The following is a 26,179-nucleotide window of genomic DNA, read 5'->3' on the forward strand; positions in this document are numbered from 1 at the left end:
CGAGCTCCGGACCTTCACCCGTACGGAGCACCCCGTCAGGGGCCCTCACCGGTTCGCCGACACCAACCCCGCCTCGTAGGCGATGATCACCAGCTGGACCCGGTCCCGTGCGTCCAGCTTGGACAGGAGGCGGGTCAGGTACGTCTTCGCCGTGGCGACGCTGATGAAGAGCCGTTCGGCTATCTCGGTGTTGGACAGGCCGGTGCCGACCAGGGTGAGGACCTCGCGTTCGCGGTCCGTGATCGCGGTCAGGTCGCGGCGTGGACGCGGTGGCTCCGAGGAGCGGGCGGACGTGAAGTCCTGGATCAGGCGGCGGGTCACGCTGGGGGCGATCAGGGCGTCTCCGGCGGCGACGACACGGATCGCCGCGAGGATGTCGTCCAGGGCCATGTCCTTGACCAGGAACCCGGACGCGCCCGCGCGCAGCGCCCCGTACACGTAATCGTCGTCGTCGAAGGTGGTGAGGACGACGATCCTCGACTCCCCCGCACCCGTGGTGATCCGGCGCGTCGCCTCGATGCCGTCCGTGCCGGGCATGCGGATGTCCATCACCACGACGTCCGGGCGGAGATCGTCGGCCAGGGTCACCGCCTCCTCGCCGTCCGCGGCCTCCCCCACCACCTCCACGTCCTCGATGTCGGCGATGACCATCCGCAGGGCCGTGCGGATCAGCTGCTGGTCGTCGGCGAGGACGACACGGATCGGCATCACGCGGCCACCGTCGCCGTCGCCGTCGCTGCCGTCGCCGGGACCGGGAGGCGGGCCGTCACCCGGAAGCCACCCTCGGGACGGGGGCCCGCCGTGAACTCGCCGTGCAGCAGGGCCACGCGCTCGCGCATGCCGACCAGGCCGAAGCCCGTGTCGGTGGTGCTGCCACGGCCCCGGCCGTCGTCGGCCACCTCGACGGCGATCTCCTCGTCCCGGTAGTCGACGGTCACCCGGCAGGAGGGCGTGTCCGCGTGGCGTACGACGTTCGTGACCGACTCCTGGATGATCCGGAAGACGGAGAGGTCGATGTCCGGGGGGAGTTCGCGGCGCGCGCCCTTCCAGTGGACGTCGACCTGGACGCCCGCCGCCGTTGTCGCGGCGGCCAGGCGGTCGAGGTCGGCGAGGCCTTCGGCCGGGTGTAACTGGGCGGCCTCGGCGGCGGCGCGGGCCCGGTTCTGGTCCGCCTCGCGCAGGGCGACCAGCATGCGGCGCAGCCCCGCCAGGGTCTCCCGCCCGGCCGTCTCCACCGCCGTCATCGCTTCGCGCGCGGCGTGCGGCTGGGTGTGGACGACACGGGCCGCCGCCCCGGCCTGGAGGGCGATGATGCCGATGCTGTGGGCGACCATGTCGTGCATCTCGCGGGCGATGCGCAGGCGTTCGTCGGTGACGGCCTGGGTGGCGGCCTGGGCGCGGAGCTTCTCGCCGTACTCGCGGCTGCGGTGGGAGGCGTCACCGAGCAGCCAGGCGACGACGGCCGTCAGCGCCACGGTCGGCTCGACCAGCGTGCCGATGCCCCATCCGCGCAGCAGCCGCACGGTCTCCCAGGCCACCAGGACGGCAAGCGCCATGGAGAGGGCGGTGACTCCGGTACGGCGGGGGCGGCCGGCCGCGATGAAGTAGAGGGCGAGGTCGACGGCGAGGAACTGGGCCAGTTGGATCGCTCCCACGGCCAGGTTGGTGGTGAGGAAGGCGGCGGCCGTCAGGAGCAGGGTGAGGGCGGTCAGCGGCCGTCGGTGCAACAGCATGCTGCCGAGCAGCGCCAGGGCGCAGGACACGGCCAGGATCAGCAGGCCGTCCCAGCGGTAGAACTGGGCGGCGGCAAGCTCGTTGGGTGACGTCTCACCGGGGAGCCGTATGCGTGCGAGGAAGGTGAACGCCGTGCTCGCGCACCAGGCCAGGGCCACCCAGGCGCCGGGCGGCACGTGCTTGAGGCGGGGCGGGAGCGGCGTGACATGCATGCGGTGATCGTAGGCACGCGGGCCACCGGCGGTCATCGGTCCGTGGACGTACAACCGGGGTCGACACCCCGGCCCGGGCATTGCCCTCCCCGGGGCGATACCGCACACGGGGCGCCGACGAGACGGTGGTCGGCGTGATCGAAGTCAACGAACTGACCAAACGCTACGGCGACACCACCGCCGTACGGAATCTGACGTTCCAGGTACGCCCGGGGCACGTCACCGGGTTCCTCGGCCCGAACGGCGCGGGCAAGACGACCACCCTGCGCATGCTGCTCGGGCTGATCGGGCCGACCGGCGGGAGCGCGACCACCGACGGGCAGCCGTTCCGGCGCCATCCGCGCGGGCTGCGGCACGTGGGCGCTCTGCTCGACGCGGGTGACATGCACGGTGGGCGCAGTGCGTGGGCCCATCTGTCGGCGCTGGCCCGCAGCAATCGTCTTCCGCAGCGGCGGGTGGACGAGGTGCTGGAGGAGGTGGGGCTGACCGGGGCGGCGGCGCGGCGCCGTGTCGAGGGGTTCTCGCTGGGCATGCGCCAGCGCCTGGGAATCGCCGCCGCGCTGCTCGGCGAACCTCCGGTGCTGCTCTTCGACGAACCCCTCAACGGGCTTGATCCGGAAGGTGTGTTGTGGGTGCGGGAGTTGTTCCGCAGGCTCGCCGCCGAGGGGCGTACCGTCTTCGTCTCCAGTCATCTGATGTCCGAGATGGAGAACACCGCGGACCAGTTGATCGTCATCGGCCGGGGTGAGCTGATCGCCGCGGAGAGCGTGACGGAGTTCGCGGCGCGTGGCACGCGGCTGACGGTGACCGTGCGGACACCGGACGCCGGGAAGCTCACGGCCGTGCTGTCCGAGGAGGGCGCGGCCGTGGCGCCGTACGACGACCGGACCCTCAAGGTGACGGCCCTGAGCGCGGCCCGCATCGGTGAACTGGCCTTCCAGCACCGCATCCTGCTCGAAGAACTGACCCCGCAGACCGCCTCCCTGGAGGCCGCCTTCATGGAACTGACCGCCGACAGCACCGAGTTCCTCGCCGGAGACGCCCGATGACCACCCTCGCCATCACACCTACCCCCGCACGCCCCGTCGCCCGGTTCACCGATCTCCTCGCCGCCGAGTGGATCAAACTCCGTTCCCTGCGCTCGACTTACTGGGCGCTCGGGGCGGGCGCCCTCGCCGTCATCGGCTTCAACGCGAACGCGGCGCGGGTGGACGCGCACGACTATCCGCGTTTCAACCCCCAAATGCGCTCCTTCGCCTGGGAGTTGGCGTTGCGTGACGCCTTCACCGACGGATCGGCGCTGATCCTCGTCCTCGCGGCGGCGAGCATCGGCGCGATCACGGTCGTCGGGGAGTACTCGACGGGCCTGATCCGTACGACCCTCGCGGCCGTCCCGGACCGGCGCGCCCTGATGGCGGCGAAGGTCGTGGTGGTGACGGCGGTCATGACGCTGTACGGCGCGTTCGTCGCGGGTGCCTCCTTCGCCTCGACACAGGCGATCCTCACCACCCGTCACGCCGGCGTGTCGATCACCCACTTCGGTGCCCCGCGCGTGGTCGTGGCCTCCGCGCTGCTCGCCCCGGTCTGCGCGCTGGCGGGCATGGCGCTGGGCGCCCTGATCCGGCACAGCGCGAGCACGATGGTCGCCGTCACCGCCGTACTGCTCCTCGTCCCCACCTTCATCACCGACCGCTACCGCTGGACGGCCGCCGTACGGCATGCCATGCCCGTCAACGCCTGGACGCGGCTGACCGACATCGCCTACGGCCACGATCCCTTCACCCGGCTCCCCCGGTACGGGGCGACGGTCACGGGCAGTTGGGTGGTGCTGGGGGCGTGGGCGGTGCTGTCGGCACTGATCGCCGTGGTGGCGGTGGACCGCCGGGACGTGTGAAAGGTCGTACGGGACGGGTGCGTACGGGGTTGTCAGTGGGCGGCCGTACTGTGCACCCAAGGCATCGAACGCACACACCGCGCACAACGCCTTCTCGCATCACGCGCACTGGAGGAACCATGTCCGCGAGCGCCCGTCTCGTCACCACGCTCGCCGGTCCGCTGGAGTCGGCCACGGCAGGCTCGCCAGGAGAGCGGTGTCTGCCGGGCCGGACGCTGATCCTGCAGGGCGACGACACCCAGCTGGCCGCGTACGACCTGGCCGCGGCGCTCGCGGGTGAGGCTTCGGTGGCCCGCTTCCCGAGGCCGTGGCCGACCCGTTTCGGGACATGCACCGTGGCGCCGGGGCTGGACGTCGCGGTCTTCGCGGGCGTGCACGCGGTGCGGGCGGTGGACCAGCGGGGCGCGACCCTGTGGGAGGTGCGGCACGGCTGCTGGGAGGGCAGCTGCCGTGAGATGCACACCTCGTTCGAGGAATACGGCGAAAACACGAACAGCCGCGGACACGTGTACGCCGACAGCGGTTCGGTGGTCTTCTCCGCGGACGGCAAGCTGGTGTGGGCCCATGTCCGCGGGCCGCTCGCGGAGGGGGACGAGGACCCGGACGTGATCGAGGAGTGGCTGGTGCTGGACGCCACGGACGGGAGGGTGCTCGGGCAGGCGGACACCCAGACCGTGGCCGCCGGTTCGGGCCACGTGTCGCACCCGGATCCCGGGCAGATGGGGCTGAGCGTCGGCGAGGGTCAGGACGGGGTGCCGCTGCTGTGGGGCCGCTGGGACGGCGAGCGGCTCACCGTCGACCGGATCGGCGACGACGACCGGTGTCTGATGGCGGTGAGCCCGTCCGGCGAGCACTTCCTGACGCTGACCCACTACCAGGAGGCCCTGGCCCTGCACCGGGTCGAGGACGGCTCGGTGGTGTCGGAGCTGGACGCGGAGGAGGTCGTCCCCGCACACCCCGCGCTGGACCCTGAGAACGACGAGCCCGAGGTGCGCTGGGACTACTACGGCGGCTTCCTCGACGAGCACACCGTCATCGCGGGCACGACCGAGGCCGACGAGGAGTACGGGGCGGGGCGGCACTGGCTGGTCGACGTACGGGACATGCGGCTGCTCGGCGAGGTCACCTACCCTTTCCCGATATCCGGCGTGCCCAACACCCTGGGCGACGGCAGCTGGTACACGGTCGCCGAGGACACGAAGGAGCTCCAGGTGTGGCGCCTGGCCGCTGCTTAGGGGCGCGGCGGGAAGTACTGGCGTGGGGTCGTCAGCCCCACGACCCGGTGGAAGGCCGCGCCGAAGGAGCCGGCGGAGGCGTGTCCGACGCGGAGGGCGACGGTCTCCAGCGCCCGGCCGTCGGCGAGCAGCGGCATCGCGCACGTCTTCTCCCGGCCGGGTGCCTGGGACGACGCGGTCGTTCGCCGCCCGCAACGGCCCGCGCAAGCGTCTCTGATTGGTTTAGTGATCCCAGGTGTTGCTGGGTGCAGGCCAATCGCCTTCGTGCCCTGGTGCTGACGGCAGGAGCCGTCAGTCTGATCCGACTGGAGAGCCTTCATGCCGATCCCCACCCCGCTGACCGGTGTCGTTCCGCCCGTCTGCACGCCCCTGACACCGGACCGCGAGGTGGACGTCCCCTCGCTCATCAGGCTCGTGGACCACCTGGTGGAGGGCGGGGTCGACGGGCTGTTCGTGCTGGGGTCGTCCTCGGAGGCGGCCTTCCTGACGGACGCCCACCGGCGGCTGGTGGTGGAGACGGTGGTCGCTCATGTGGGTGGCCGGCTTCCCGTACTGGCCGGGGTGATCGACATGACCACGCCGAGGGTGCTGGACCATGTGGCGTATGTGACGGCGGCGGGCGCGGACGCGATCGTGGCGACCGCCCCCTTCTACACCCGCACCCATCCGGCGGAGATCGCCCGCCACTTCCGCCTGATCGCCGCCCGTGCGTCCGTACCCGTCTTCGCCTACGACATCCCGGTGTCCGTCCACACCAAGCTGGGCGCGGAGCTGGTCCTGGAGCTCGCCGCGGAGGGTGTACTGGCGGGTCTCAAGGACTCCAGCGGTGACCTGGCCGCCTTCCGTGCGGTCGTGACGGGCGCCCGCGCCCGCGCCGACATCACCGGCTTCACCGTCCTCACCGGCTCCGAACTCGTCGTCGACTCCGCACTCGCCCTCGGGGCGGACGGGGCCGTCCCCGGCCTCGCCAACGTCGACCCGCACGGGTACGTACGACTCGACCGGCTCTGCAGGGACGGGGACTGGGAGCGGGCGCGGGCCGAACAGGAACGGCTGTGCGCGCTGTTCGGGATGGTCGGGGTCGGCGACCCCTCTCGCATGGGCGGCGGTTCGTCGGCGCTCGGGGCGTTCAAGGCGGCGCTGCACCTGCGGGGCGTCATCTCCTGTCCGGTCACGGCGGAGCCGCAGGTGCCGCTGTCGGAGGCGGAGGTGGAGCGGGTGGGGAAGTACTTGGCGGGGGCGGGGTTGTTGTAGGGGGGACTCGCCCCGCCGCCCGGCCCCCACGGGCATCCGTCACCCCACCAGCCGTCCCACCGGCATCCTCCGAAACACGATCGACGCGTACGCCCCCGTCGCCCCCGTCTCGTACAGAACCCCGACCCGCCCACCCCCGACCTGCACCAGGTCGGAGTACGCGGCCCGCCACGTCCCGTACGACGCTCCCGCCGGTCTACGACGGCGTGCGCGCCGCCACCAGCAGTCGCGTCACGTCGTCCGCGCAGATCGTCAGCGCCGCGCCCACGGTGGCGAGGACGTCCCGTTCGGCCGGTGTGTACGGGCCGTCCGCCAGGGCGATCCGGGCGCCCTGGAGCAGGATCGATTCGCGTCCCATCGCGGCGAGGTGCGGTGCCAGGGGGTCCAGGGCCTCATGGAGCTCTATGGCGAGGCCCGCCCCGCACGGCCCCCCGAAGAGCCGGCCGGTGTCCGCGGCGAGCGCCTCGACGAGGGCGCCGAGCTGGTCCTCCGTGCAGTCGTCGAAGCCGGCCGAGCGCACCGCGGCCGCCGCGGTCTCCAGGGCCGTACGGGAGCAGGTGCCGCCCGCGGCGAGTACGGCGAGGGCGACGGTGTGGACGGCGTCGCGGAGCATCGCCGAGAAGCGGGTGGTGGTCGGGTGGTCGAGGACATCGGCGCCGTAGTGGCGGCGGCAGGCGGCGCACTCGACGACCGGGCCCGTGTCACCGCGCGGCAGGACCGGGACACCCAGGAGAGTGAAGCGGCGGCGGCCGGCGAGCCGCTGGTAGTTGCGGTCACCCCCGCAGCCCGGACAGAAGAACTCGCCGTCACCCAGGGTGGTCCACGCGGTACGGGTGCCTAGGATGCGGGAAATCTGCACTGCACGACCGTTTCGTCCCCATCCTGGCAGCACCGTCGCACACCTCCGTAACCCCGCGGCAACATCGCCGCGCTGGCGTGATGTTAGCCACATTGTTGAGGCAGAGTCAGTACCTTGGACGAGACCTATCCGTGATCTTCGCGGCGATTGGCCGGTAAACGACGGGGCCCCGTCCGCCTCGAAAGGTGGACGGGGCCCTGAAAGCGCCGGTCAAAGTCCTCAGCGGGCCGCGCGGTTGACCGCGGAGACCACGGCCTTCAGCGACGCGCGTGTCGTATTCGCGTCGATGCCGATTCCCCACAGGACCTTGTCGCCGATCGCGCACTCGATGTACGAGGCGGCCTGCGCGGAGGCGCCCTCGCTCATCGTGTGCTCCTGGTAGTCAAGCAGGCGTACGTCGATGCCGATGGACTGCAGGGCGTCGAAGAAGGCGGAGATCGGACCGTTGCCGGTACCGGTCAGGACCGTGTCGGCGCCGTCCACCGTGGCCTCGACGGTGAGCGAGTCGACGCCGTCGCGGTCGGTCGTGCTCTGGCCGGCCTCGACCTGGATACGACCCCACGCGTTGTCGGGGTTGGGCAGGTACTCGTCCTGGAAGACCGCCCAGATGTCGTTCGGCGTGACCTCGCCGCCCTCGGCGTCCGTCTTCGCCTGGATGATCTTCGAGAACTCGATCTGCATCCGGCGCGGCAGGTCCAGCTTGTGGTCGTTCTTCAGGACGTACGCGATACCGCCCTTGCCGGACTGCGAGTTGACGCGGATGACGGCCTCGTAACTGCGGCCGACGTCCTTCGGGTCGATCGGCAGGTACGGGACGGCCCACTCGATGTCGTCGACGGTGACGCCCTTCGCGGCCGCGTCGGCCTCCATGGCGTCGAAGCCCTTCTTGATGGCGTCCTGGTGGGAGCCGGAGAAGGAGGTGTAGACGAGGTCGCCGACGTACGGGTGACGGGCGTGGACCTCCATCTGGTTGCAGTACTCGGCGGTGCGGCGGACCTCGTCGATGTTCGAGAAGTCGATCTGCGGGTCGACGCCCTGCGAGAACAGGTTCATGCCCAGGGTGACCAGGTCGACGTTGCCGGTGCGCTCGCCCTGGCCGAACAGGCAGCCCTCGATGCGGTCGGCGCCGGCCATCAGGGCCAGCTCGGCGGCGGCGACGGCCGTACCACGGTCGTTGTGCGGATGGACGGACAGGCAGACGTACTCACGGCGGGACAGGTTGCGGCTCATCCACTCGAAGCGGTCCGCGTGCGTGGACGGCGTCGAGCGCTCCACCGTGGCGGGCAGGTTGAGGATGATCTCGCGGCCGGGGCCGGGCTGCCAGACGTCCATGACGGCCTCGCAGACCTCCAGGGCGAAGTCCAGCTCGGTGTCCGTGAAGATCTCGGGGCTGTACTGGTAGCCGAACGTCGTCCGCTCGTCCAGCAGCTTCTCGGCGTACTCCATGACCAGCCGCGTGCCGTCGACGGCGATCTGCTTGATCTGGTCCTTGGAGCCGCGGAAGACGACCCGGCGGAAGACCGGGGCGGTGGCGTTGTACAGGTGGACCGTGGCGCGCTTGGCGCCGACCAGGGACTCCACCGTGCGCTCGATCAGGTCCTCGCGGGCCTGGGTCAGTACGGAGATCGTGACGTCGTCGGGGATCGCCGTCTCGTCTTCGATGATCGAGCGGACGAAGTCGAAGTCGGTCTGTCCAGAGGCCGGGAAGCCGACCTCGATCTCCTTGTAGCCCATCTTCACGAGCAGGTCGAACATCTCGCGCTTGCGGGCCGGGGACATCGGGTCGATCAGCGCCTGGTTGCCGTCCCGCAGGTCCGTCGACAGCCAGCGGGGGGCGACGGTGACGCGGTTGTCCGGCCAGGTGCGGTCGGGGATGTCCACCTGCTCGTACTTGCCGTACTTGTGGATCGGCATGGCGGTGGGCTGCTGGAAGTTCGGCATGATGCGTGGGCTCCTCAGAGGGTGTCCGGAAGGACGGCCGACGGCGCAACGCCGAACTCCGCGGGGAGGGTGCCGGCCTCGACTACAGGCCCTCGCCGCGGCAGCTAAGGAGAAGCAGCCCGAAACGCATGATGCTCCGCAGCCTAGCCGAGCCGTGCTCCGTACGGAGGGCTGTATCAGTATGCGGGACCGCGACCACATAGGGAAGTAAACGGACAAAAAGTGCGGCACGCCACTCAGAGTGAGCCCCCATACCATCGAGGAGTGGATCGAGAGGCTCCTTATCGCCGCATTTCACACGATCTTGGTCGCAAGTAGTGACAGCTGCGTAACTCAGTGCAATGGTGCCGGGCATGACCGCGAACCCGGCAGGCTTCGAGCCTGTCTTCTGCACCATCGTGCCGCCCCACGTCCTCGACACGCTGGCCCAGCACGAGGACCCCGCGCTCGCCGGACCCGCGCGCCGCACCCTGGAGCGCGACGCCTTCGAACGCACCCACCGCCGGCTGACCACGGTCATCGGCGCACCCACCGTGGCCCCGCCCCAGGGCGCGCCCGCGAACAAGCCGCAGCGCACCGTCTACGACGCCCGCCACCACCAGGACCTGCCGGGCAAGAAGGTCCGCGGCGAGGGCGACAAGCCCGGCAAGGACGCCACGGTCAACCGCGCGTACGCCGGTCTCGGCGCCACCTTCGACCTCTACCTGAACGCGTACGCCCGCAACTCGATCAACGGCGAGGGCCTGCCCCTCGACGCGAGCGTGCACTTCGACGTCAACTACAACAACGCCTTCTGGAACGGCGAGCAGATGGTGTTCGGCGACGGTGACGGCGAGATCTTCCTCGACTTCACCCTCCCGATCGACGTCATCGGCCACGAGCTGACCCACGGCGTCACCCAGTACACGGCGAACCTCACCTACTTCGGCCAGCCGGGCGCCCTCAACGAGTCCATGTCGGACGTCTTCGGCTCACTGATCAAGCAGTACACCCTCGGCCAGACCGCCGCCGACGCCGACTGGCTGATCGGCGCGGGCCTGCTCGCCCCCCGCGTCACCGGCACGGCGCTGCGCTCCATGAAGGAGCCGGGCACCGCGTACGACGACGCCGCGCTCGGCAAGGACCCCCAGCCCGCGACGATGGACGGCTATGTGAAGACCGGTCGCGACAACGGCGGTGTCCACATCAACTCCGGCATCCCCAACCACGCCTTCTACCTGGTCGCCCAAGCCCTCGGCGGCCACGCCTGGGAACGCGCCGGGCAGATCTGGTACGACGTCCTCACCGGCGGCCAACTCCAGTCCCAGGCGAGCTTCACCGACTTCGCCAAGCTCACCGTCGCCCAGGCCAAGAGCCGGTACGGCGAGGGCGAGGAGCTCCAGTCCGTCACCAAGGCCTGGGAACAGGTCGGGGTGCCGACGTCGTAGCTTCGGCGTCCGACTCGTACTAGACAGGACCCATGCGTATTCAGGTAAGGCGCACGGGCGGATTCGCGGGCATCGAGCGCCATGCCGAGGTGGACACCTCGGACCGCCCCGATGCCGATGAGTGGCACGCCCTGGCCGAGCAGGCGATCGCCTCCGGCCAGGGCACGCGCCCCGCCGGGGTCCCCGACGGCTTCAGCTACGAGATCACGGTGGACGGAAAGACGGTCTACGCCGCCGACCCGAGACTGACGGAGGAGCAGCGAAGTCTGATTTCGCGGGTCCTGAAGGAGGGCGCCTAGAAACGCCGGTCCAGGTGCGCTTTCAGCGGCGCGGGGCTGTGACACCATGCGGCTCCGCCGCGTGGGCGCGACCAGCCCCCACCGGCCCGCAGTCGCGCAAAACGCCGCACCACCCCTCCGGTAAGGCGCCCCCAAGAAGTCGTAACTCCCAGTTCACGCCAACCCGTTGACTTCCGTTACTGCCGGTAAGGATGATCGCGCGCATGGCGACGAACCCCCTACCGCAGTTCCCGCCCGGCTTCCTCTGGGGCGTGTCCACCTCGGCCCACCAGATCGAGGGAGCCGCGGACGAGCGCGACCCGTCGGTGTGGGACGCCTTCACGGCCGAGCCCGGCCACATCAAGGACGGCTCAACCGCCGACGTGGCCTGCGACCACTACCACCGCTACCCCGAGGACGTGGCCCTCCTCGCCGACCTCGGCGTGGACGCGTACCGCTTCTCGATCTCCTGGCCCCGGGTGAACTCCCCCGGCGGCCTCGACTTCTACGACCGCCTGGTCGACGCCCTGGTCGCGGCGGGCATCCGCCCCGTACCGACCCTCTTCCACTGGGACCTCCCGCTGACCCTCGAAGAGGCCGGCGGCTGGCTGAACCGGGACACGGCGGAGCGCTTCGCCGAGTACGCCGGTGTCGTCGCCGCCCGCCTCGGCGACCGGGTGAAGAAGTGGATCACCCTCAACGAGCCCGCCGAACACACCCTCCTGGGCTACGCCCTCGGCGCGCACGCGCCCGGCAAGCGGCTCCTGTTCGACGCCCTGCCGGTGGCCCACCACCAGCTCCTCGCCCACGGCCTCGCCGTACGGTCCCTGCGCGCGGCCGGCGTCACCGACATCGGCATCGCCAACTCGCACGGCCCGACCTGGGCGGCATCACAGCAGCCCGAGGACGTGGAGGCCGCCGATTTCTACGACCTCCTCCTCAACCGCCTGTTCGCGGACCCGCTGCTGCTGGGCCAATACCCGGAGGGCATCGGCGAGTTGATGCCCGGCGACGTCGAGGCGGACCTGAAGGTCATCGCGGAGCCGATCGACTGGTACGGGATCAACTACTACCAGCCGACCAAAGTGGGCGCCCCCGAGGGCGCGGAGATCGAGTTCAGCGGACTGACCCTACCCGCCGAACTCCCCTTCTCCGTAAGGGAGCTGGAGGGCTACCCGGTCACCGACTTCGGCTGGCCGGTGGTCCCCGAGGCGCTGACCGAGCTGCTCGTGGGCTTCCGCGAGCGGTACGGGGACCGCCTCCCGCCGGTGGTCATCACCGAGAACGGCTGCAGTTACGAGGGCCTCGACGACCAGGAGCGGATCACCTTCCTCGACGGCCATGTCCGGGCGCTGCACCGGGCGTTGGAACAGGGCGTGGACGTACGCGGGTACTTCGTGTGGTCGCTGCTGGACAACTTCGAGTGGGCGGAGGGGTACGCGCGGCGCTTCGGTCTGGTCCACGTCGACTACGACACGCTGAAGCGGACCCCGAAGGCGTCGTACACCTGGCTGCGGGACGCCCTGCGGGCGCGGGGATGACGGCGACCGACCCCGTCGTGTCGGTGGGGGCGCTGGCCGAGCCCGTCGAGCGGGTCGGCCGGGGCTGGACCTCCGCGCTCTCGCTCGCCAACGGGGCGATCTGGGTGGGCTGGTACGGCCCGCTGCAGATCCTGCTCGCCTCCCAGGCGGAGGACTTCGCGCCCGGCACCGGCATGTCGAAGGAGACGATGCTGGCGTGGGTCACGGGCGCGGGCGCGGTGGTGTCCTTGGTCGCCAACCCGCTCTTCGGCGCGCTGTCCGACCGGACGACGGCGCGCTGGGGCCGCCGTACGCCGTGGATCGTGGCCGGGGCGGCGGGCGGCGCGCTGTCCCTGCTGCTCCTGGCGGGCGCGGGCGGCGTCTGGACGATGGCGGTCGGCTGGTGCCTGGTCCAGCTCACTCTGAACGCCGCCTTCGCCGCGATCACCGCGGCCGTCCCCGACCGGGTGCCACGGCTCCAACGGGGCTCCGTGGGCGGCTGGCTGGGCGCGGCACAGATCCTGGGCGTGGTCGGCGGGACGGGCCTGGCGACGGTGGCGGGGGGCGTGGGCGGCGGCTATGCGGCGTGTGCGGTGTTCACACTGGTGGGCGTGTTGCCGTACATCCTCCGCTACCAGGATCTGCGGCTGCCGGCCTCGGCCCGCCCCGCCTGGTCCTGGCGCTCGTTCCTCGTCTCCTTCTGGCTGAGCCCGCGCCGCCACCCGGACCTGGCCTGGGCCTGGCTGACCCGCTTCCTGATCAACCTCAGCAACGCGCTGGTCCTCCTCTACCTGCTGTACTACCTCCGCGACCGGCTCCACTACCACGACCCCGAGAACGGCGTACTGATCCTCACGGCGGTGAACGGCGTCACCCTCCTCGCCACGGTCGTGGTCGGCGGGGTGTGGTCCGACCGGCTGGGCCGCCGCAAACCGTTCGTGATCTGGTCGGGAGTGCTCATGGCGGTGGCCACGGCGGTCCTCTCCGGCTGGCAGACCTGGCCGGGCGCGATCGTCGCGGCGGCGGTCCTGGGCATCGGCTTCGGCGTCTTCACGTCGGTCGACTTCGCCCTGATGACGGACGTCCTGCCCAAGGCCCTGGACCGTGGCAAGGACCTCGGCGTGATCAATGTCGCCAACGCCCTCCCCCAGGTCGCGGCCCCCGCCCTGGCGGCGCCGATCGTGACGTATCTGGGCGGCTACCGGGTGCTGTACCTGGTGGCGGCGGTGATCGGGCTGGCGGGGGCGGTACTGGTGGGGCGGATCAGAGGCGTGGACTGAGGTCCGAGAACTGAGGTGAGAGTGAATTGAAGTCAGTGAACTGAGGTCGGCGGACCGAGGTCGGCGGACTGAATTCAGGTGCCACCGGCATCGGTGTTCCTCTTGGATGGCGCCATGACCACTGTGGAGACATCCCTCGCCCGGCTGGAGCACTACTACGACTCGGTGCCGCGCGCCGCCGCCCGGGCCGAGGACTTCGGCCCGCTCACCCTCTTCGTCCGGGAGACCACGGGCTGGCCCTACTACGCGCGCCCCACCCTGGACTGGACGGGCCCGGCCGCCACCGCCGAGGACGTCGAACGGGTACGGGCGCGGCAGCGGGAGCTGTGCGTGCCCGAGGCCTTCGAGTGGGTGGCGGAGGTGACACCGGGCCTGCGGGAGGCGGTCGAGGCGACGGGGCTACGGGTGCACGCGCATCCCCTGATGATCCGCACCGATGCCACTCCCTTGCCCGGCCCCCACCCGCTCGTCCGTGTCCTCGACCCCGAAGACCCCCTCCTGGCGGGCGCGTTGGCGGTGCCGCACGTGGCCTTCGCCGCGCCCGGCACGGCGGTGGGCGAGGCCGGACCCGCCGAACTGGCCGCCGAGATCACCGCCCACGCGGAGGAGGTGCCCGCCGCCACCGACCGCATCCGGGCGGGCCGCACGGTACTGGCCGCGGCCGTCGAGAACGGGTGCGTGCTCTGCTCCGGGATGCACCTCCCCGTCGGCCGGGTGAGCGAGATCGCGGGCGTCGGCACCCTGCCCACCGCGCGGCGCCGGGGCCTCGCCCTCGCCGTCACGGCCGCCCTCGTGGCCGACGCGCGGGAGCGGGGCGTCGACACGGTGTTCCTGTCGGCCGGGGACGAGGACGTGGCGCGAATGTACGGGAGGCTGGGGTTCCGGACGGTGGCGACGGCGCTGATCGCGGAACTCACGGAGTAGCGGGCCGGCCCGGGAACAGAGACGAACTTCGGCCACTTTCGACAACCCCTGAAGAAACCGCCCGGCGTCCCTTGCAATCCCCAGCCGCACGCGCATCAATGGAGCCGTAAGTTCCGACGGACCGTCAGATACGCCGCCGCGTGGCGTCCCGCACCCCGCTCGCGGACGGTCCGTGTACACATCTCTCCGCACCCGCACCGGCGTTCACCGGTGACGCGTCCGTGTGCCCGGCCCGGCCCCGGCCCCTGAGCAGGCGGTTCCGTCCCTCCGTCCCCACATGGCAATTCCCCACAAGGGAAGGGAACCCGATGAGACGCAAGCAACTCGGACTCGCCACGGCGTTAGCCGCCGGCACCCTCGCCGCGACCGGCCTGGCCCTCGCGCCGACCGCCGCGGCCGTCACCCCGCTGACCGCGACCATCAACGCGACCTGCTCGATCGGTGGCGGCGGCGCGGCCACCCTCACCGCCACCCAGACCGGCACGGCCGCGACCATCACCCTCAGCTCCACCTCGATCACGGCCCCGATCGCACTGGCACAGGACTCCATCGCCTCCACGCTGACAATGGTGAAGGCCGGCGGCGGAACCACCGCGTTCACCGGTACGAAGAATCCCGCCATTCCGCTGGGCGGCGGGGTCACCGTGGGCCCGCTCAGCGGCACCGTCGCCTCCGGTGACAGCCTCGAGGCGTACGGCGGCTCCCTGAAGATGGTGGTCTTCGGAATCACCATCACGTGCACCGCGAGCGCGCTGCAGTCACCGGGCCCGTTCGTCTTCAGCTGAGCCCCATCGCAGCGCATACGTGAAGACCGGTGTCGCCCGCGCGCGGCGGCACCGGTCCTCGTACTGCCCGCGCCCACTCAACCGGCCTACTGAAAGCCCAAGTTGTCGATATTGACACAAACTGATGGGCCATCAGTTATTGTCCCGGCCCTCCATTGACTTCTCACACAACCCGCACATCAATGGCCCCCTGTCGGCGCAGACGAGCCGCTGCGCCCACATCCCTCAGGAGGGGGCACATGGCAACGCACAGGGGAACCACGGGTCCACGCGCCCGAAGACGCCGCTGGGCGGCGCTGCTCGGCGCGACCGCGCTGGCGGTCACCGCGGGAGGAGCGCTGGCCGCCCCGGCGGGCGCCGCGGCCGCGGACTCCCAGAACGTGGACTTCGCCACGCACTGCGTCCCGCCGGCGATCGCGGGCATCCCGCCGATCGACGGCACCACCACCGCGATCATCACGGTGGACAACCCCAGCCCCAAGGTCGGTGACACCGTCACCGTGACGTACAAGGTGGTCACGCCCGCCGCGAACAACCCGACCGCCCTCGCCCTGCCCGCCGACATCATGACGCCCACCGGCAAGGTCGCCCTCGGCGGAGCACAGACGGGAGACGTCACGGTCGCGGGCCCCAGGAAGAACGACCCGGTGGCGGGCAACGCGCCCTTCCCGGGGTTCAGCATGACCGGCACCTTCACGGTCACCAGTCCGGGCGCCATCACCCTCGCGCCCGGCGACTACAACATCCACACCAGCTACATCCTGGAACTGGACACCCCCTGCACGGTCACCAACCCGCCCGCCCCGGTCTCCGAGACGATCACCGCGACGGACGGCGGAAGCCAGACCAACAACCGTGCCATCACGCTCGGTTCGGCCTCCGGGAAACCCGGTGACAGCGTGACCGTCACCGGCAGCAACTTCACCCCGGGCGCGAGCGTGACCCTCGCCGGACGGTCGGGGGCCGCCCAGACCGCCGACACGGCCACCACGACCGCCGACGCGCAAGGCGCGTTCAGCGGCACGCTGGCCGTGAGCGACAAGACCACGACCGGTGTGGTGGCGTACGAGGGCGCGAGCTGGAGCGATGCCAAGGGCGCGGGTCCGGCGGCGTACGTGGTCGTCGACGACACTCCGATCCCCGCGGGCGCCCAGAAACTCACCACCACGGTGAAGGCGGGAACCCTGTCGATGGCGCAGGCCGGAGACTCCGTCCAGCTGTCGGCGGTGGACTTCGGCAAGGGCGGGGCCTCGACCGGGGCCCTGCAGACAGTGACCGTCAAGGACTTCCGCGGCGGACCCGCGGGCTGGTCCCTGACCGGCAAGGTCACCGACTTCACCGGTCCCGGCGCCAAGATCGATGCCGGGAAGCTGAGCTGGACCCCCGCCTGCGCGACCAAGGCGGGCAGCCCGAGCACCTGCCAGGCCGGCTCGTCCGGCACGGTGGGCGGTGCGGGAGCGACGCTGGCGTCCACCCCCGACGGGGCGCTCACCGGTGGTGAGTTCACCGTCGACGCCGGGCTGTCGCTGGACGTACCGGCGTTCACCCCGCCCGGTTCCTACTCGGGCGTGCTCACGCTGACGCTCACCTGACCGTCCGTCCGCACCTCGGTGGCCGGGCGCCCCTCCGCGAGGGTCCGCACCCGCCCGTCCACCTCGCCCCGTCCACCTCGCCCGGTTCGTCACGTCCGGTTCACCACGTCCGCGGGGGTCCGCACCCATGCGCAAGCCGTACGTCCTCCTCCTGATGCTCCTGAGCCTGTTCGTGGCCGCCCGGGCCACACCCTCCTACGCCGCCGACAACGGCAGCTGGTCCGTCTACCCCGTCTCCTCGCAGGTCGCGGCCCGCCCCTACTTCTACCTCTCCGCCGACCCCGGACAGACCATCGAGGACAAGGTGGTCGTCGCCAACAAGACGGGGAAGCCGCTGACCTTCCGGCTGTACGCGGCCGACGCGTACAACACCGCGCGCGACGGCGGATTCGCGGTGCGAACGGTGAAGGAGCGGATGCGGGGCGTGGGCGCGTGGGCGAAGCCCGTGAAGTCCCGGGTCACCGTCCCCGCCCGCGGGAAAGTCACCGTGCCGTTCACGCTCCGCGTACCCGAGGACGCCGAACCGGGCGACCATCCGGGCGCGCTGGTCGCACTCGACGAGCGCATCGACGCAGGAGACGGGACGGCGGTCGCGATGGGGGTGCAACGGGCGGTCGGCGCCCGGATCTACCTCCGGGTCGGCGGGCCGGCCGTCCCCGCCCTCGCCGTCGAGAAGGTCCGCCTCGCCCACCACCAGCCACTGGTCCCCGGCACGGGCGCCGGCACGGCCACCATCTCGTACACCCTCCACAACACCGGGAACGTGACCCTGAACCCGAAGGTACGGCTGAAGGCGACGGGCCTCTTCGGCCGTACGCTGCTGTCCCGGGACCTCACGAAGATCCCCTCGGAGCTGCTCCCCGGGCAGCGGGTACGGCTGAGCGAGCCGTGGCACGGGGCACCCCAACTCGACTGGGCCGACGTGACGTTGACGGCCAGCGCCGCGGGCACCCGGCAGTCGGCGAGTACGTCGTTCCTCGCACTGCCGTGGCTGGTGGTGGCGGTGCTGCTGGGCGCGGCGACCGCAGGGGCCGTACTGGTGGTCAGAGCACGCCGGGGCGGTACAGGACGGTGGACGCTCAGAGCACGTCGGGGCCGTACGAGAAGGTGGCCACTCAGAGCGCGTCGGGGCCGCGCTCGCCCGTCCGTACCCGTACGACCGTCTCGACCGGCACGGCCCACACCTTCCCGTCTCCGATCTTCCCCGTCCGCGCGGCCTTGACGATGGCCTCGATGGCCGGGCCGGCGTCCGCGTCCCCGACGACGACCTCGATACGGACCTTGGGAACGAGGTCGACCTGGTACTCGGCGCCGCGGTACACCTCGGTGTGGCCCCGCTGGCGCCCGTACCCGCTGGCCTCGGTGACGGTCAGCCCGTGCACGCCGAGTTCCTGGAGAGCGGTCTTGACCTCGTCGAGGCGGTACGGCTTGACGATCGCGGTGATGAGCTTCATGCCTGGGGCGTGACCTTCTGCGCGGTGGGGACGACGGATGACGAGACCGGGGCGCCGTGGCCCAGGACCCCGTGATCGTAAGCGCTCTCGGCGTGCACCGTAAGGTCCAGGCCGGTGTGCTCGTGTTCCTCGTCCGCCCGCAGACCCATGACCTTGTCGAGCAGCTTCCCGATGCCGTACGTGACGGTGAAGGCGTACGCCCCCACGGCCACGACGGCGACCAGCTGCTTGCCGAGCTGGCCGAGCCCGCCGCCGTAGAGGAGCCCCTCGGCGCCGCCCGTCATCGTCCCCGTGGCGAAGACGCCGATGAGGACCGTGCCGATGACACCGCCGACGAGGTGGACGCCGACGACGTCCAGCGAGTCGTCGTAGTTCAGCGTGAACTTCCAGCTCACGGCGTACGAGCAGACGACACCGGCGGCGAGGCCGACGACGAGGGCGCCCAGCAGCGACACGACGCCGCAGGACGGGGTGATGGCCACCAGTCCCGCTGCGTGGGGGTTTCCGGAAGCTCACCGCGCGCCCCGGGAGCGCTCGGGGGCGCGCGGCGTACGGCGGGGGCTTGTGGATCAGGGACAATGGGCGCCATGAGCGTTCGTACCCAGTCATCCGAGCCGCCGGAATCCTCGGGGGCACCCCACCGCGCCGGTTTCGCCTGCTTCGTGGGCCGCCCCAACGCGGGCAAGTCCACCCTCACGAATGCTCTGGTCGGCCAGAAGGTGGCGATCACCGCGAACCAGCCGCAGACCACGCGGCACACGGTACGGGGCATTGTGCACCGCCCCGACGCGCAGCTGATCCTCGTGGACACCCCTGGCCTGCACAAGCCGCGCACGCTGCTGGGCGAGCGCCTCAACGACATCGTGCGCACGACGTGGGCCGAGGTGGACGTCATCGGCTTCTGCCTGCCGGCCAACGAGAAGCTCGGCCCGGGTGACCGTTTCATCGCGAAGGAACTGGCGTCCATCAAGAAGACGCCGAAGATCGCGATCGTCACGAAGACCGACCTCGTCGACAGCAAGACGCTCGCCGAGCAGCTCATCGCGATCGACCAGCTCGGGCAGGAGCTGGGGTTCGAGTGGGCGGAGATCGTGCCGGTGTCGGCGGTCGGCGACAAGCAGGTGGGCCTGCTGGCCGACCTGATCGTCCCCCTGCTCCCGGAGGGCCCGGCCCTCTACCCGGAGGGTGACCTCACCGACGAGCCCGAGCAGGTCATGATCGCCGAGCTCATCCGCGAGGCCGCCCTTGAGGGCGTCCGCGACGAGCTCCCCCACTCCATCGCGGTCGTGGTCGAGGAAATGCTGCCGCGCGAGGACCGCCCGGCCGACAGGCCCCTCCTCGACATCCACGCCTTCGTCTACATCGAGCGCCCCAGCCAGAAGGGGATCATCATCGGCCCCAAGGGCAAGCGCCTGAAGGAGGTCGGCATCAAGTCCCGCAAGCAGATCGAGGCGCTGCTGGGCACGCCGGTTTTCCTGGACCTCCATGTGAAGGTCGCGAAGGACTGGCAGCGGGACCCGCGCCAGCTGCGCAAGCTGGGGTTCTGAGGCTGAAAGATGCGTCCCCGCGCCCCTTCAGGGGCGCGGGGAACTGCGCGACCAGCCCCCACCCACCCGGAGCCGACGGACAAGGCCGGCGTCTGGGGCGCAGCCCCAGGGGATGGCGGGGGAACGGTCTCAGCCCGCGGTCACCGTCAGGCGGACCGCACCGTCGAACCCGGCCAACAGCACCGGCGTCTCCGCCCCGCCGAGATCCCGGACGGCCGCCCGATCCTCCGCCGAGACCTCCCCCGCCTCGGACACCACCGCCGCCGCCTCAAGAGACTTCGCCCCGGACGCCACCGCCATCGCCACCGCGGTGCGCAACGCGCTCAACCGCAGGGAGGGAAGCTCCACGCTCCCCGCGACATACGTACGGCCGGTCTCGTCACGTACCGCCGCCCCCTCGGGCACCCCGCCCCGCGCCCGCGCGGAACGGGCCAGGGTGACGATCTTGCGGTCTTCAGGGTCAAGCGCGCTGCTGTCGGTCATGCCCTGAGCATACGAAGTTCGGGCACGCGCCCGTGCCCAAGGGGTCACCCGGCAACGGGGTACATCGAGCCGCGGCGGCCCTCCGGCGAAGCCAGCCACTCCAGCTTCGCCGCCGTGTTCGCCTCCGGCAGCGGCGTATGCAGCACGATCGTGAGATCGGGCCGCGCCGGCACCTTCATGGCAGTGGACTCGACGGCGAGCAGTCCGACCAGCGGATGGTCGAGCTCCTTGCGGATCTGGCCCGCGTCCTCGATGTCCCGCTCCTCCCAGAGTTCAGCGAACTCCGGCGAGGCGGCGCGGAGTTGGTCCAGCACCTCCTGGTACCCCTCGTCGTCCGGCGCCGCCGTACACGACGCACGGAACTGCGCGACGACCGTACGCGCGTTCTTCTCCCAGGTCCGGGACTGGCCCCGGTACAGCGGATCGGTGAAGAAGTCGATGACGCAGTTCTGCGTGTTGTCGGGACGCATACCGAGAACCATCCCGGCGGCGTCGTTGTACAGGACGCAGTTGTAGTAGGCGTCCATGATGTGCGCCGGATACGGCATCCACGTGTCGATCAGCCGCCGCAGCCCCTCGCACATGTCCTGCCCGCCGGGCGCGACCTCGGGCGCGGGCGGATTCAGCCCGGCGAGCAGATACAGATGGCGCCGCTCGGCGTTACTGAGCCGCAGGACGCGGGCGACCGCGTCGAGTACCTGCGGCGACACCGATATGTCCCGGCCCTGCTCCAACCACTGGTACCAGGACGCCCCGACACCCGCGAGGACGGCGACCTCCTCGCGGCGCAGCCCGGGAGTACGGCGGCGGGCCCCGCCGTCCGGCAGTCCGGCCTGCGCCGGTGACACCCTCGCCCGGCGGCTCATCAGGAAGTCCCGCAGCTCACGCCGTCGGTTGGTCCGGAGCGCGTCCTCCGTCACGTGTGAATCCCCCTGTTGGTGACTGTTGGTGACTGGTGGTGCGAGCACCAGCATAAGTTCCCGCTCCCCACGGATATTCCGATGGCCGCACGCTCTTGCCATGGCGATCGACACCACCGAAACCACATCCGCTTCCCCAAGTACCCACTCCCCGCTCGACACCCGGCTGTCGACCCGCGACAAACTCGTCCTCTTCGTGCTGTGCGCCGCGCAGTTCATGGTCGCGCTCGACTTCTCCGTCCTGAACGTGGCGCTGCCCGTGCTCGGCAAGGACCTGGGCATGAGCCAGTCCGCGCTGCAGTGGGCGGTCACCGCGTTCGCACTGCCCTCCGGTGGCTTCCTGCTCCTCTTCGGTCGCATCGGCGACCTGTACGGCCGCCGCAGGCTCTTCCTGACCGGTCTCGCCCTCTTCGGTACGGCCTCGCTGCTGGCGACCTTCGCCTGGGACCCGGCGTCGTTCCTGGCGGGGCGGGCCCTGCAGGGCCTCGGCGCGGCGGCGATCGTGCCGACGGGCATGTCGCTGCTGACGACGACCTTCCCGGAGGGCCCGGCGCGTGACCGTGCACTCGGTATCTCCGGCACACTCCTCTCCCTCGGCTTCACGATCGGCATGGTGGCCGGCGGCGTCCTGACCGACGTACTGAGCTGGCGCTCCACAATGGGTCTGCTGTCGGTCTTCGCGCTGATCGTGCTGCCGCTGGCGCCGGGCCTGCTGCCGGAGTCCCTCCCCCATAGCCTTAAGGGCATGGGAGGTGCCCCCATCCCGGAGCGCCCCCGCCTGGACATCCCCGGCGCGGTCACCGTCACCGGCGCCCTGCTGGCCCTGATCTACGCCCTGTCGACGGCCGCCGACCGCGGCTTCGGCGGCGCGGACGTCATCACCACCCTCGTCGCGGGCGTCCTCCTGCTCACCGCCTTCGTGTACGTCGAGTCCCGCGCCCACGCCCCGCTCGTCAGCCTCCCCATGCTGCGCCGCCGCACGGTGGCCTGGGGCAACCTGGGCGGTCTGGTCACCTTCTCGATGATGTCGACGGTGATCTTCGTGCTGACGCTGTACCTGCAAGAGACCCTCGGCCTCTCCGCCTTCGAGACGGGGCTGGTCTTCGGCGTCCAGGGCGCGCTGTCGGCCGTCGCCGGGGTGTACGCCCCGAAGGTCATCGGCCGCTTCGGCGCCCGCCGTACGCTGGTCGGCTCGCTGGCCGGTCAGGGCCTGTTCGTGGCGGCGCTGGTGCCGCTGAACGCGCACACCTGGTCCGTCTGGCTCGCCACCGCCGCGGTCTCGCTGGCCAGCATGTGCCACCTCGGCGCGATCATCTCGTACGGCCTGACCGTCACCTCGGGCGTCCCCGACGAGGAACAGGGTCTGGCCACCGGCCTGGTGACCTCCACCCAGCAGGTCGGCCTCACGATCGGCATCCCGCTGCTGGGTGTCCTGGCGACGACGTCGAGCGACCTGCTGGCCGGTGTCCACACGGTCCTGGCCCTGGACGCGGCGATCGTCCTGACGGCGGCGGTGCTGGTCGCGACCGGACTCGGCCGCGACCGGTCACGCTCGGTCGAGGCGGAGGCGCTCGGCCTTCGGTAGACCGGCGACGACGAGATCGTACGAATCCTCGATGAGCTCCCGGACCAGCCGGTCCGGGAGTTCGCCGTCGACCGTCACCGTGTTCCAGTGCCGCTTGTTCATGTGATAGCCGGGGATGATCAGCCCCGGGTGCTCGCCGCGCAGCCGGACCGCGTCCTCAGGGTCGCACTTGAGGTTGACCGTGAGCGGACGCGCGCCAAGATTGCTCAGCGCGAAGAGCTTGCCCAGCACCTTGAAGACCGAGGTCTCCGGGTTGAAGGGGAAGTCCTCGACGGTCGCGTTGAAGGACAGGCAGAACGCGCGCAGCTGCTGCGGGTTCACTCCGGCTTCTTCTCCTCGGGCGGGTTCACTCCGGCTTCTTCTCCTCCTCGGACGGCTCCGGGTCCACCGGGCCGACCGGCTCGACAAGCACCGTGACGATCTTGTTCCGGCGCCCGGCCGCGGCCTCCGCCGTCAGCCGCAGCTCCCGCCCGTCGGGCAGCTCGACGACCGACGAGGCCCCGGCGATCGGAACCCGCCCGAGCGCCTTCGCCAGCAGCCCGCCGACCGTCTCCACGTCCTCGTCGTCGTACGCCTCGAAGCCGTACAGCTCGCCGAGGTCGCCGATGTCGAGGCGGGCGGTCACCCGGTAGCGGTCGTCGCCGAGGTCCTGCACGGGCGGCAGCTCACGGTCGTACTCGTCGGTGATCTCGCCGACGATCTCCTCGAGGATGTCCTCGATGGTGACGATGCCGGCCGTGCCGCCGTACTCGTCGATGACGACGGCGACGTGATTGCGCTCCTGCTGCATCTCGCGCAGCAGATCGCCCGCGTTCTTGGTGTCGGGCACGAAGGTGGCGGGCCGCATGGCGGTCGACACCAGCTCGGACTCGGCGTCGCGGCTGATGTGCGTCTTACGGGCCAGGTCCTTCAGATAGACGATCCCGACGACGTCGTCCTCGCTCTCCCCGGTGACGGGGATGCGCGAGAAGCCGGACCTCAACGCCAGGGTGAGGGCCTGCCGGATGGTCTTGTACCGCTCGATGACGACGAGGTCGGTCCTCGGCACCATCACCTCCCGTACGAGGGTGTCGCCCAGCTCGAAGACGGAGTGCACCATGCGGCGCTCCTCGTCCTCGATCAGGGAATCCTTCTCGGCGAGGTCGACCAGCGCGCGCAGCTCGGCCTCGGAGGCGAACGGGCCGCGCCGGAAGCCCTTGCCGGGCGTGAGCGCGTTACCGATGAGGATGAGGAGGGACGGGATCGGCCCCATGATCCTCGCCAGCGGCAGCAGGACGTACGCCGCCGCCGTGGCCGTGTTCATCGGGTGCTGGCGTCCGATGGTGCGCGGGGAGACGCCGACCGCGACGTACGAGACGAGGACCATGACGCCGATGGCGACGGCGAGGGCCTGCCAGGTCTGGTCGAACTCCTTCAGGCAGGCGTACGTGACGAGCGCGGCGGCGGCCATCTCGCAGGCCACCCGCACCAGCAGCGCCACGTTCAGATAGCGGGTCGGGTCGGCGGCGATCTGGGCGAGCTTGGCACTGCCGCGCCGCCCGGACCGTACGGCTTCCTCGGCGCGGAAGCTGGAGACGCGCGCGAGGCCCGCCTCCGCGCAGGCGGCGAGCCAGGCGACGACGACCAGGGCGATGGCGCCGATGACGAGCTGAGGACTCATGACACGGTCGGGGCCGGCGAGGGGCCCGTCATGCCCTTCTCCGCGCGCCAGCCGTCCACGATGGCTGCCTGGAGGCCGAACATCTCGGCCTTCTCGTCCGCCTCCTCGTGGTCGTAGCCGAGCAGGTGCAGCACTCCATGGACGGTGAGGAGCTGGAGTTCCTCGTCCAGGGAGTGCTGCGTCGGAGCTTCCTTGCCCTGCTGCTCGGCGACCTCCGGGCAGAGCACGATGTCACCGAGGAGCCCCTGCGGGGGCTCGTCGTCGTCCTTGGACGGCGGCCGCAGCTCGTCCATCGGGAACGACATCACGTCGGTGGGCCCCGGAAGGTCCATCCACTGGATGTGCAGCTGCTCCATGGCGTCGGCGTCCACGACGATCACCGAGAGCTCGGAGAGCGGGTGGATGCGCATCCGTGCGAGCGCGTAGCGGGCGATGTCGAGGATCGCCTGCTCGTCGACCTCGGTTCCGGACTCGTTGTTGACGTCGATCGACATGCTGGTGCTGGTCTACTTCCCTTTGTGGCCCCGGCCCTTGTGGGAGCCGTTCTCGGTGCCGTTCTCGCTGTCGTACTTCTCGTACGCGTCGACGATACGGCCGACCAGCTTGTGCCGTACGACATCGTGGGACGTGAGCCGCGAGAAGTGGACGTCGTCGAGGCCCTCCAGGATGTCCTGGACCTGGCGCAGACCCGACTTCGTGCCGTTCGGCAGGTCGACCTGCGTCACGTCACCCGTGACCACGATCTTCGAGTCGAAGCCGAGACGGGTGAGGAACATCTTCATCTGCTCGGCGCTCGTGTTCTGAGCCTCATCCAGGATGATAAAAGCATCATTAAGGGTCCTACCGCGCATGTAGGCCAGCGGCGCGACCTCGATCGTCCCCGCCGCCATCAGCCGCGGAATCGAGTCGGGGTCGAGCATGTCGTGCAGCGCGTCGTACAGGGGCCGCAGGTAGGGGTCGATCTTCTCGTAGAGCGTGCCGGGCAGGAAGCCGAGCCGCTCGCCCGCCTCCACCGCCGGGCGGGTGAGGATGATGCGGTTGACCTGCTTGGACTGGAGGGCCTGGACCGCCTTCGCCATGGCGAGGTAGGTCTTGCCGGTGCCGGCGGGGCCGATGCCGAAGACGATGGTGTGCTTGTCGATGGCGTCGACGTACCGCTTCTGGTTGAGCGTCTTGGGTCGGATGGTGCGGCCGCGCGAGGACAGGATGTTCTGCGTGAGCACTTCGGCAGGGGTTTCCTGACCGTCGCCCTCCCCGTTCTCGCTCGCCCTGAGCATGGCGATCGAGCGTTCCACTGCGTCCTCCGTCATCGGCTGCCCGGTGCGGAGCACCAGCATCATCTCGTCGAACAGGCGCTGGACGAGGGCGACTTCGCCGGCGTCGCCGATCGCGCTGATCTCATTGCCCCGGACATGGATGTCGGCCGCCGGGAAGGCCTTCTCGATCACACGCAGAAGCGCGTCTCCGGAACCCAGCACGGTCACCATGGGGTGCTTGGCCGGGACGGTGAAGTGCGCTCGTGCCTGCCCCTGAGCGGGGTCGTGAGCTGTGGGTGTCTGAGTCATGGGCCGGCTCTGTAGGCCTGCTTTTCCTCC

Annotated in this window: 26 protein-coding genes and 1 pseudogene; 14 read left to right on the forward strand and 13 right to left on the reverse strand. The window is 70.6% G+C overall.

Annotated features, from left to right (window positions below):
* Positions 1-45: 45 nt before the first annotated feature.
* Both OG747_RS13985 and OG747_RS13990 read right to left on the reverse strand, forming a co-directional pair.
* Positions 46-708 (reverse strand): response regulator, encoded by a 663-nt coding sequence (locus tag OG747_RS13985; protein WP_405885535.1) that lies wholly within the window; start codon positions 706-708, stop codon positions 46-48.
* A complete protein-coding gene (locus tag OG747_RS13990; RefSeq protein WP_405879653.1) occupies positions 708-1,946 on the reverse strand; it encodes a sensor histidine kinase in 1,239 nt (412 codons plus the stop codon). The genes OG747_RS13985 and OG747_RS13990 overlap by 1 nt, the downstream gene beginning before the upstream one ends.
* Before the next feature lie 134 nt (positions 1,947-2,080).
* Here OG747_RS13990 and OG747_RS13995 point away from each other — a divergent pair, with 134 nt between their 5' ends.
* The 3 genes from OG747_RS13995 to OG747_RS14005 all read left to right on the forward strand — a co-directional run bounded on the left by OG747_RS13995 (position 2,081) and on the right by OG747_RS14005 (position 5,075).
* Entirely contained in the window at positions 2,081-2,995 is a 915-nt protein-coding gene (locus OG747_RS13995; protein ID WP_405879654.1) for an ABC transporter ATP-binding protein, read from the forward strand.
* Positions 2,992-3,840: an ABC transporter permease gene (locus tag OG747_RS14000; protein WP_405879655.1), complete on the forward strand. Its 849-nt coding sequence runs from the start codon at positions 2,992-2,994 to the stop codon at positions 3,838-3,840. Before OG747_RS13995 ends, OG747_RS14000 begins: the two co-directional genes overlap by 4 nt.
* Positions 3,841-3,959: 119 nt before the next feature.
* Positions 3,960-5,075, forward strand: a complete 1,116-nt coding sequence (locus OG747_RS14005; protein ID WP_405879656.1) for a hypothetical protein — start codon at positions 3,960-3,962, stop codon at positions 5,073-5,075.
* On the opposite strand, the gene OG747_RS14010 is transcribed toward OG747_RS14005, so the two are convergent.
* Complete coding sequence (locus tag OG747_RS14010; protein WP_405879657.1) at positions 5,072-5,212, reverse strand: hypothetical protein; 141 nt, start codon at positions 5,210-5,212, stop codon at positions 5,072-5,074. The genes OG747_RS14005 and OG747_RS14010 overlap by 4 nt on opposite strands.
* A gap of 181 nt (positions 5,213-5,393) precedes the next feature.
* On the opposite strand from OG747_RS14010, the gene OG747_RS14015 reads away from it, so the two are divergent.
* A complete protein-coding gene (locus tag OG747_RS14015; protein ID WP_405879658.1) occupies positions 5,394-6,329 on the forward strand; it encodes a dihydrodipicolinate synthase family protein in 936 nt (311 codons plus the stop codon).
* A gap of 196 nt (positions 6,330-6,525) precedes the next feature.
* Here OG747_RS14015 and OG747_RS14020 read toward each other — a convergent pair whose 3' ends face one another.
* Together OG747_RS14020 and leuA are read right to left on the reverse strand one after the other, a co-directional pair.
* Positions 6,526-7,221 (reverse strand): TerB family tellurite resistance protein, encoded by a 696-nt coding sequence (locus OG747_RS14020; protein WP_405879659.1) that lies wholly within the window; start codon positions 7,219-7,221, stop codon positions 6,526-6,528.
* Between the two features lie 186 nt (positions 7,222-7,407).
* Positions 7,408-9,129, reverse strand: coding sequence for a 2-isopropylmalate synthase (leuA, locus tag OG747_RS14025; protein WP_405879660.1), 1,722 nt, complete (start codon positions 9,127-9,129; stop codon positions 7,408-7,410).
* A 353-nt stretch (positions 9,130-9,482) separates the two neighbouring features.
* Here leuA and OG747_RS14030 point away from each other — a divergent pair, with 353 nt between their 5' ends.
* The 8 genes from OG747_RS14030 (at position 9,483) to OG747_RS14065 (ending at position 18,157) form a co-directional block, all read left to right on the forward strand.
* Entirely contained in the window at positions 9,483-10,556 is a 1,074-nt protein-coding gene (locus OG747_RS14030) for a M4 family metallopeptidase (protein WP_405879661.1), read from the forward strand.
* 32 nt (positions 10,557-10,588) lie between these two features.
* Positions 10,589-10,855, forward strand: coding sequence for a protealysin inhibitor emfourin (locus OG747_RS14035; protein WP_405879662.1), 267 nt, complete (start codon positions 10,589-10,591; stop codon positions 10,853-10,855).
* 191 nt (positions 10,856-11,046) lie between these two features.
* On the forward strand, positions 11,047-12,375 hold the full coding sequence (locus tag OG747_RS14040; protein WP_405879663.1) for a GH1 family beta-glucosidase: 1,329 nt from the start codon (positions 11,047-11,049) through the stop codon (positions 12,373-12,375).
* Positions 12,372-13,634, forward strand: coding sequence for an MFS transporter (locus tag OG747_RS14045; protein WP_405879664.1), 1,263 nt, complete (start codon positions 12,372-12,374; stop codon positions 13,632-13,634). The genes OG747_RS14040 and OG747_RS14045 overlap by 4 nt, the downstream gene beginning before the upstream one ends.
* 114 nt (positions 13,635-13,748) lie before the next feature.
* On the forward strand, positions 13,749-14,558 hold the full coding sequence (locus OG747_RS14050; RefSeq protein WP_405879665.1) for a GNAT family N-acetyltransferase: 810 nt from the start codon (positions 13,749-13,751) through the stop codon (positions 14,556-14,558).
* A 308-nt stretch (positions 14,559-14,866) separates the two neighbouring features.
* Positions 14,867-15,343, forward strand: coding sequence for a hypothetical protein (locus OG747_RS14055; protein ID WP_405879666.1), 477 nt, complete (start codon positions 14,867-14,869; stop codon positions 15,341-15,343).
* A gap of 239 nt (positions 15,344-15,582) precedes the next feature.
* Positions 15,583-16,935: a beta-xylosidase gene (locus tag OG747_RS14060; protein WP_405879667.1), complete on the forward strand. Its 1,353-nt coding sequence runs from the start codon at positions 15,583-15,585 to the stop codon at positions 16,933-16,935.
* 127 nt (positions 16,936-17,062) lie between these two features.
* On the forward strand, positions 17,063-18,157 hold the full coding sequence (locus OG747_RS14065; protein WP_405879668.1) for a WxL protein peptidoglycan domain-containing protein: 1,095 nt from the start codon (positions 17,063-17,065) through the stop codon (positions 18,155-18,157).
* Here the strand turns inward: OG747_RS14065 and OG747_RS14070 are convergent.
* Together OG747_RS14070 and OG747_RS14075 are read right to left on the reverse strand one after the other, a co-directional pair.
* Positions 18,051-18,389 carry a P-II family nitrogen regulator gene (locus tag OG747_RS14070; RefSeq protein ID WP_405879669.1) on the reverse strand — a complete coding sequence of 113 codons (339 nt, stop codon included), beginning with the start codon at positions 18,387-18,389 and terminating at the stop codon, positions 18,051-18,053. The genes OG747_RS14065 and OG747_RS14070 overlap by 107 nt on opposite strands.
* Positions 18,386-18,880 (reverse strand): annotated as a pseudogene (locus OG747_RS14075) (ammonia channel protein); the annotation flags it as partial. The gene OG747_RS14070 and the pseudogene OG747_RS14075, both read right to left, overlap by 4 nt.
* Before the next feature lie 96 nt (positions 18,881-18,976).
* Between OG747_RS14075 and era the strand changes: the two are divergent.
* Complete coding sequence (gene era / locus OG747_RS14080; RefSeq protein ID WP_405879670.1) at positions 18,977-19,936, forward strand: GTPase Era; 960 nt, start codon at positions 18,977-18,979, stop codon at positions 19,934-19,936.
* 129 nt (positions 19,937-20,065) lie between these two features.
* On the opposite strand, the gene OG747_RS14085 is transcribed toward era, so the two are convergent.
* Together OG747_RS14085 and OG747_RS14090 are read right to left on the reverse strand one after the other, a co-directional pair.
* Entirely contained in the window at positions 20,066-20,419 is a 354-nt protein-coding gene (locus tag OG747_RS14085) for a cytidine deaminase (RefSeq protein ID WP_405879671.1), read from the reverse strand.
* Positions 20,420-20,463: 44 nt separating this feature from the next.
* A complete protein-coding gene (locus tag OG747_RS14090; RefSeq protein ID WP_405885536.1) occupies positions 20,464-21,285 on the reverse strand; it encodes a helix-turn-helix transcriptional regulator in 822 nt (273 codons plus the stop codon).
* Positions 21,286-21,439: 154 nt separating this feature from the next.
* Here OG747_RS14090 and OG747_RS14095 point away from each other — a divergent pair, with 154 nt between their 5' ends.
* A complete protein-coding gene (locus OG747_RS14095) occupies positions 21,440-22,924 on the forward strand; it encodes an MFS transporter (RefSeq protein WP_405879672.1) in 1,485 nt (494 codons plus the stop codon).
* Here OG747_RS14095 and OG747_RS14100 read toward each other — a convergent pair.
* From OG747_RS14100 to OG747_RS14115, 4 genes are read right to left on the reverse strand one after another with little or no spacing between them, the layout of a single operon-like run.
* Positions 22,886-23,245: an MmcQ/YjbR family DNA-binding protein gene (locus OG747_RS14100; RefSeq protein ID WP_405879673.1), complete on the reverse strand. Its 360-nt coding sequence runs from the start codon at positions 23,243-23,245 to the stop codon at positions 22,886-22,888. The two genes, OG747_RS14095 and OG747_RS14100, sit on opposite strands and share 39 nt — an antisense overlap.
* A gap of 25 nt (positions 23,246-23,270) precedes the next feature.
* Positions 23,271-24,584, reverse strand: a complete 1,314-nt coding sequence (locus OG747_RS14105) for a hemolysin family protein (RefSeq protein ID WP_405879674.1) — start codon at positions 24,582-24,584, stop codon at positions 23,271-23,273.
* On the reverse strand, positions 24,581-25,078 hold the full coding sequence (ybeY, locus tag OG747_RS14110) for an rRNA maturation RNase YbeY (protein ID WP_405879675.1): 498 nt from the start codon (positions 25,076-25,078) through the stop codon (positions 24,581-24,583). The genes OG747_RS14105 and ybeY overlap by 4 nt, the downstream gene beginning before the upstream one ends.
* A 12-nt stretch (positions 25,079-25,090) precedes the next feature.
* Positions 25,091-26,149, reverse strand: a complete 1,059-nt coding sequence (locus OG747_RS14115) for a PhoH family protein (RefSeq protein ID WP_405879676.1) — start codon at positions 26,147-26,149, stop codon at positions 25,091-25,093.
* Between the last annotated feature and the right edge of the window lie 30 nt (positions 26,150-26,179).

The organism is Streptomyces sp. NBC_01384, assembly GCF_045040035.1.
In the GTDB taxonomy this organism is placed as follows: Bacteria; Actinomycetota; Actinomycetes; order Streptomycetales; family Streptomycetaceae; genus Streptomyces.

Coding starts and splice junctions, on each gene's coding strand:
- era (WP_405879670.1), top strand. CDS start 18,977: ATGAGCGTTCGTACCCAGTCATCCGAGCCGCCGGAATCCTCGGGGGCA.
- OG747_RS14070 (WP_405879669.1), bottom strand. CDS start 18,389: ATGAAGCTCATCACCGCGATCGTCAAGCCGTACCGCCTCGACGAGGTC.
- OG747_RS14050 (WP_405879665.1), top strand. CDS start 13,749: ATGACCACTGTGGAGACATCCCTCGCCCGGCTGGAGCACTACTACGAC.
- OG747_RS14085 (WP_405879671.1), bottom strand. CDS start 20,419: ATGACCGACAGCAGCGCGCTTGACCCTGAAGACCGCAAGATCGTCACC.
- OG747_RS13990 (WP_405879653.1), bottom strand. CDS start 1,946: ATGCATGTCACGCCGCTCCCGCCCCGCCTCAAGCACGTGCCGCCCGGC.
- OG747_RS14115 (WP_405879676.1), bottom strand. CDS start 26,149: ATGACTCAGACACCCACAGCTCACGACCCCGCTCAGGGGCAGGCACGA.
- ybeY (WP_405879675.1), bottom strand. CDS start 25,078: ATGTCGATCGACGTCAACAACGAGTCCGGAACCGAGGTCGACGAGCAG.
- leuA (WP_405879660.1), bottom strand. CDS start 9,129: ATGCCGAACTTCCAGCAGCCCACCGCCATGCCGATCCACAAGTACGGC.
- OG747_RS14095 (WP_405879672.1), top strand. CDS start 21,440: ATGGCGATCGACACCACCGAAACCACATCCGCTTCCCCAAGTACCCAC.
- OG747_RS14090 (WP_405885536.1), bottom strand. CDS start 21,285: ATGAGCCGCCGGGCGAGGGTGTCACCGGCGCAGGCCGGACTGCCGGAC.
- OG747_RS13985 (WP_405885535.1), bottom strand. CDS start 708: ATGCCGATCCGTGTCGTCCTCGCCGACGACCAGCAGCTGATCCGCACG.
- OG747_RS14060 (WP_405879667.1), top strand. CDS start 15,583: ATGGCAACGCACAGGGGAACCACGGGTCCACGCGCCCGAAGACGCCGC.
- OG747_RS14010 (WP_405879657.1), bottom strand. CDS start 5,212: ATGCCGCTGCTCGCCGACGGCCGGGCGCTGGAGACCGTCGCCCTCCGC.
- OG747_RS14005 (WP_405879656.1), top strand. CDS start 3,960: ATGTCCGCGAGCGCCCGTCTCGTCACCACGCTCGCCGGTCCGCTGGAG.
- OG747_RS14065 (WP_405879668.1), top strand. CDS start 17,063: ATGCGCAAGCCGTACGTCCTCCTCCTGATGCTCCTGAGCCTGTTCGTG.
- OG747_RS14040 (WP_405879663.1), top strand. CDS start 11,047: ATGATCGCGCGCATGGCGACGAACCCCCTACCGCAGTTCCCGCCCGGC.
- OG747_RS14035 (WP_405879662.1), top strand. CDS start 10,589: ATGCGTATTCAGGTAAGGCGCACGGGCGGATTCGCGGGCATCGAGCGC.
- OG747_RS14105 (WP_405879674.1), bottom strand. CDS start 24,584: ATGAGTCCTCAGCTCGTCATCGGCGCCATCGCCCTGGTCGTCGTCGCC.
- OG747_RS14030 (WP_405879661.1), top strand. CDS start 9,483: ATGACCGCGAACCCGGCAGGCTTCGAGCCTGTCTTCTGCACCATCGTG.
- OG747_RS14045 (WP_405879664.1), top strand. CDS start 12,372: ATGACGGCGACCGACCCCGTCGTGTCGGTGGGGGCGCTGGCCGAGCCC.
- OG747_RS14015 (WP_405879658.1), top strand. CDS start 5,394: ATGCCGATCCCCACCCCGCTGACCGGTGTCGTTCCGCCCGTCTGCACG.
- OG747_RS14000 (WP_405879655.1), top strand. CDS start 2,992: ATGACCACCCTCGCCATCACACCTACCCCCGCACGCCCCGTCGCCCGG.
- OG747_RS14055 (WP_405879666.1), top strand. CDS start 14,867: ATGAGACGCAAGCAACTCGGACTCGCCACGGCGTTAGCCGCCGGCACC.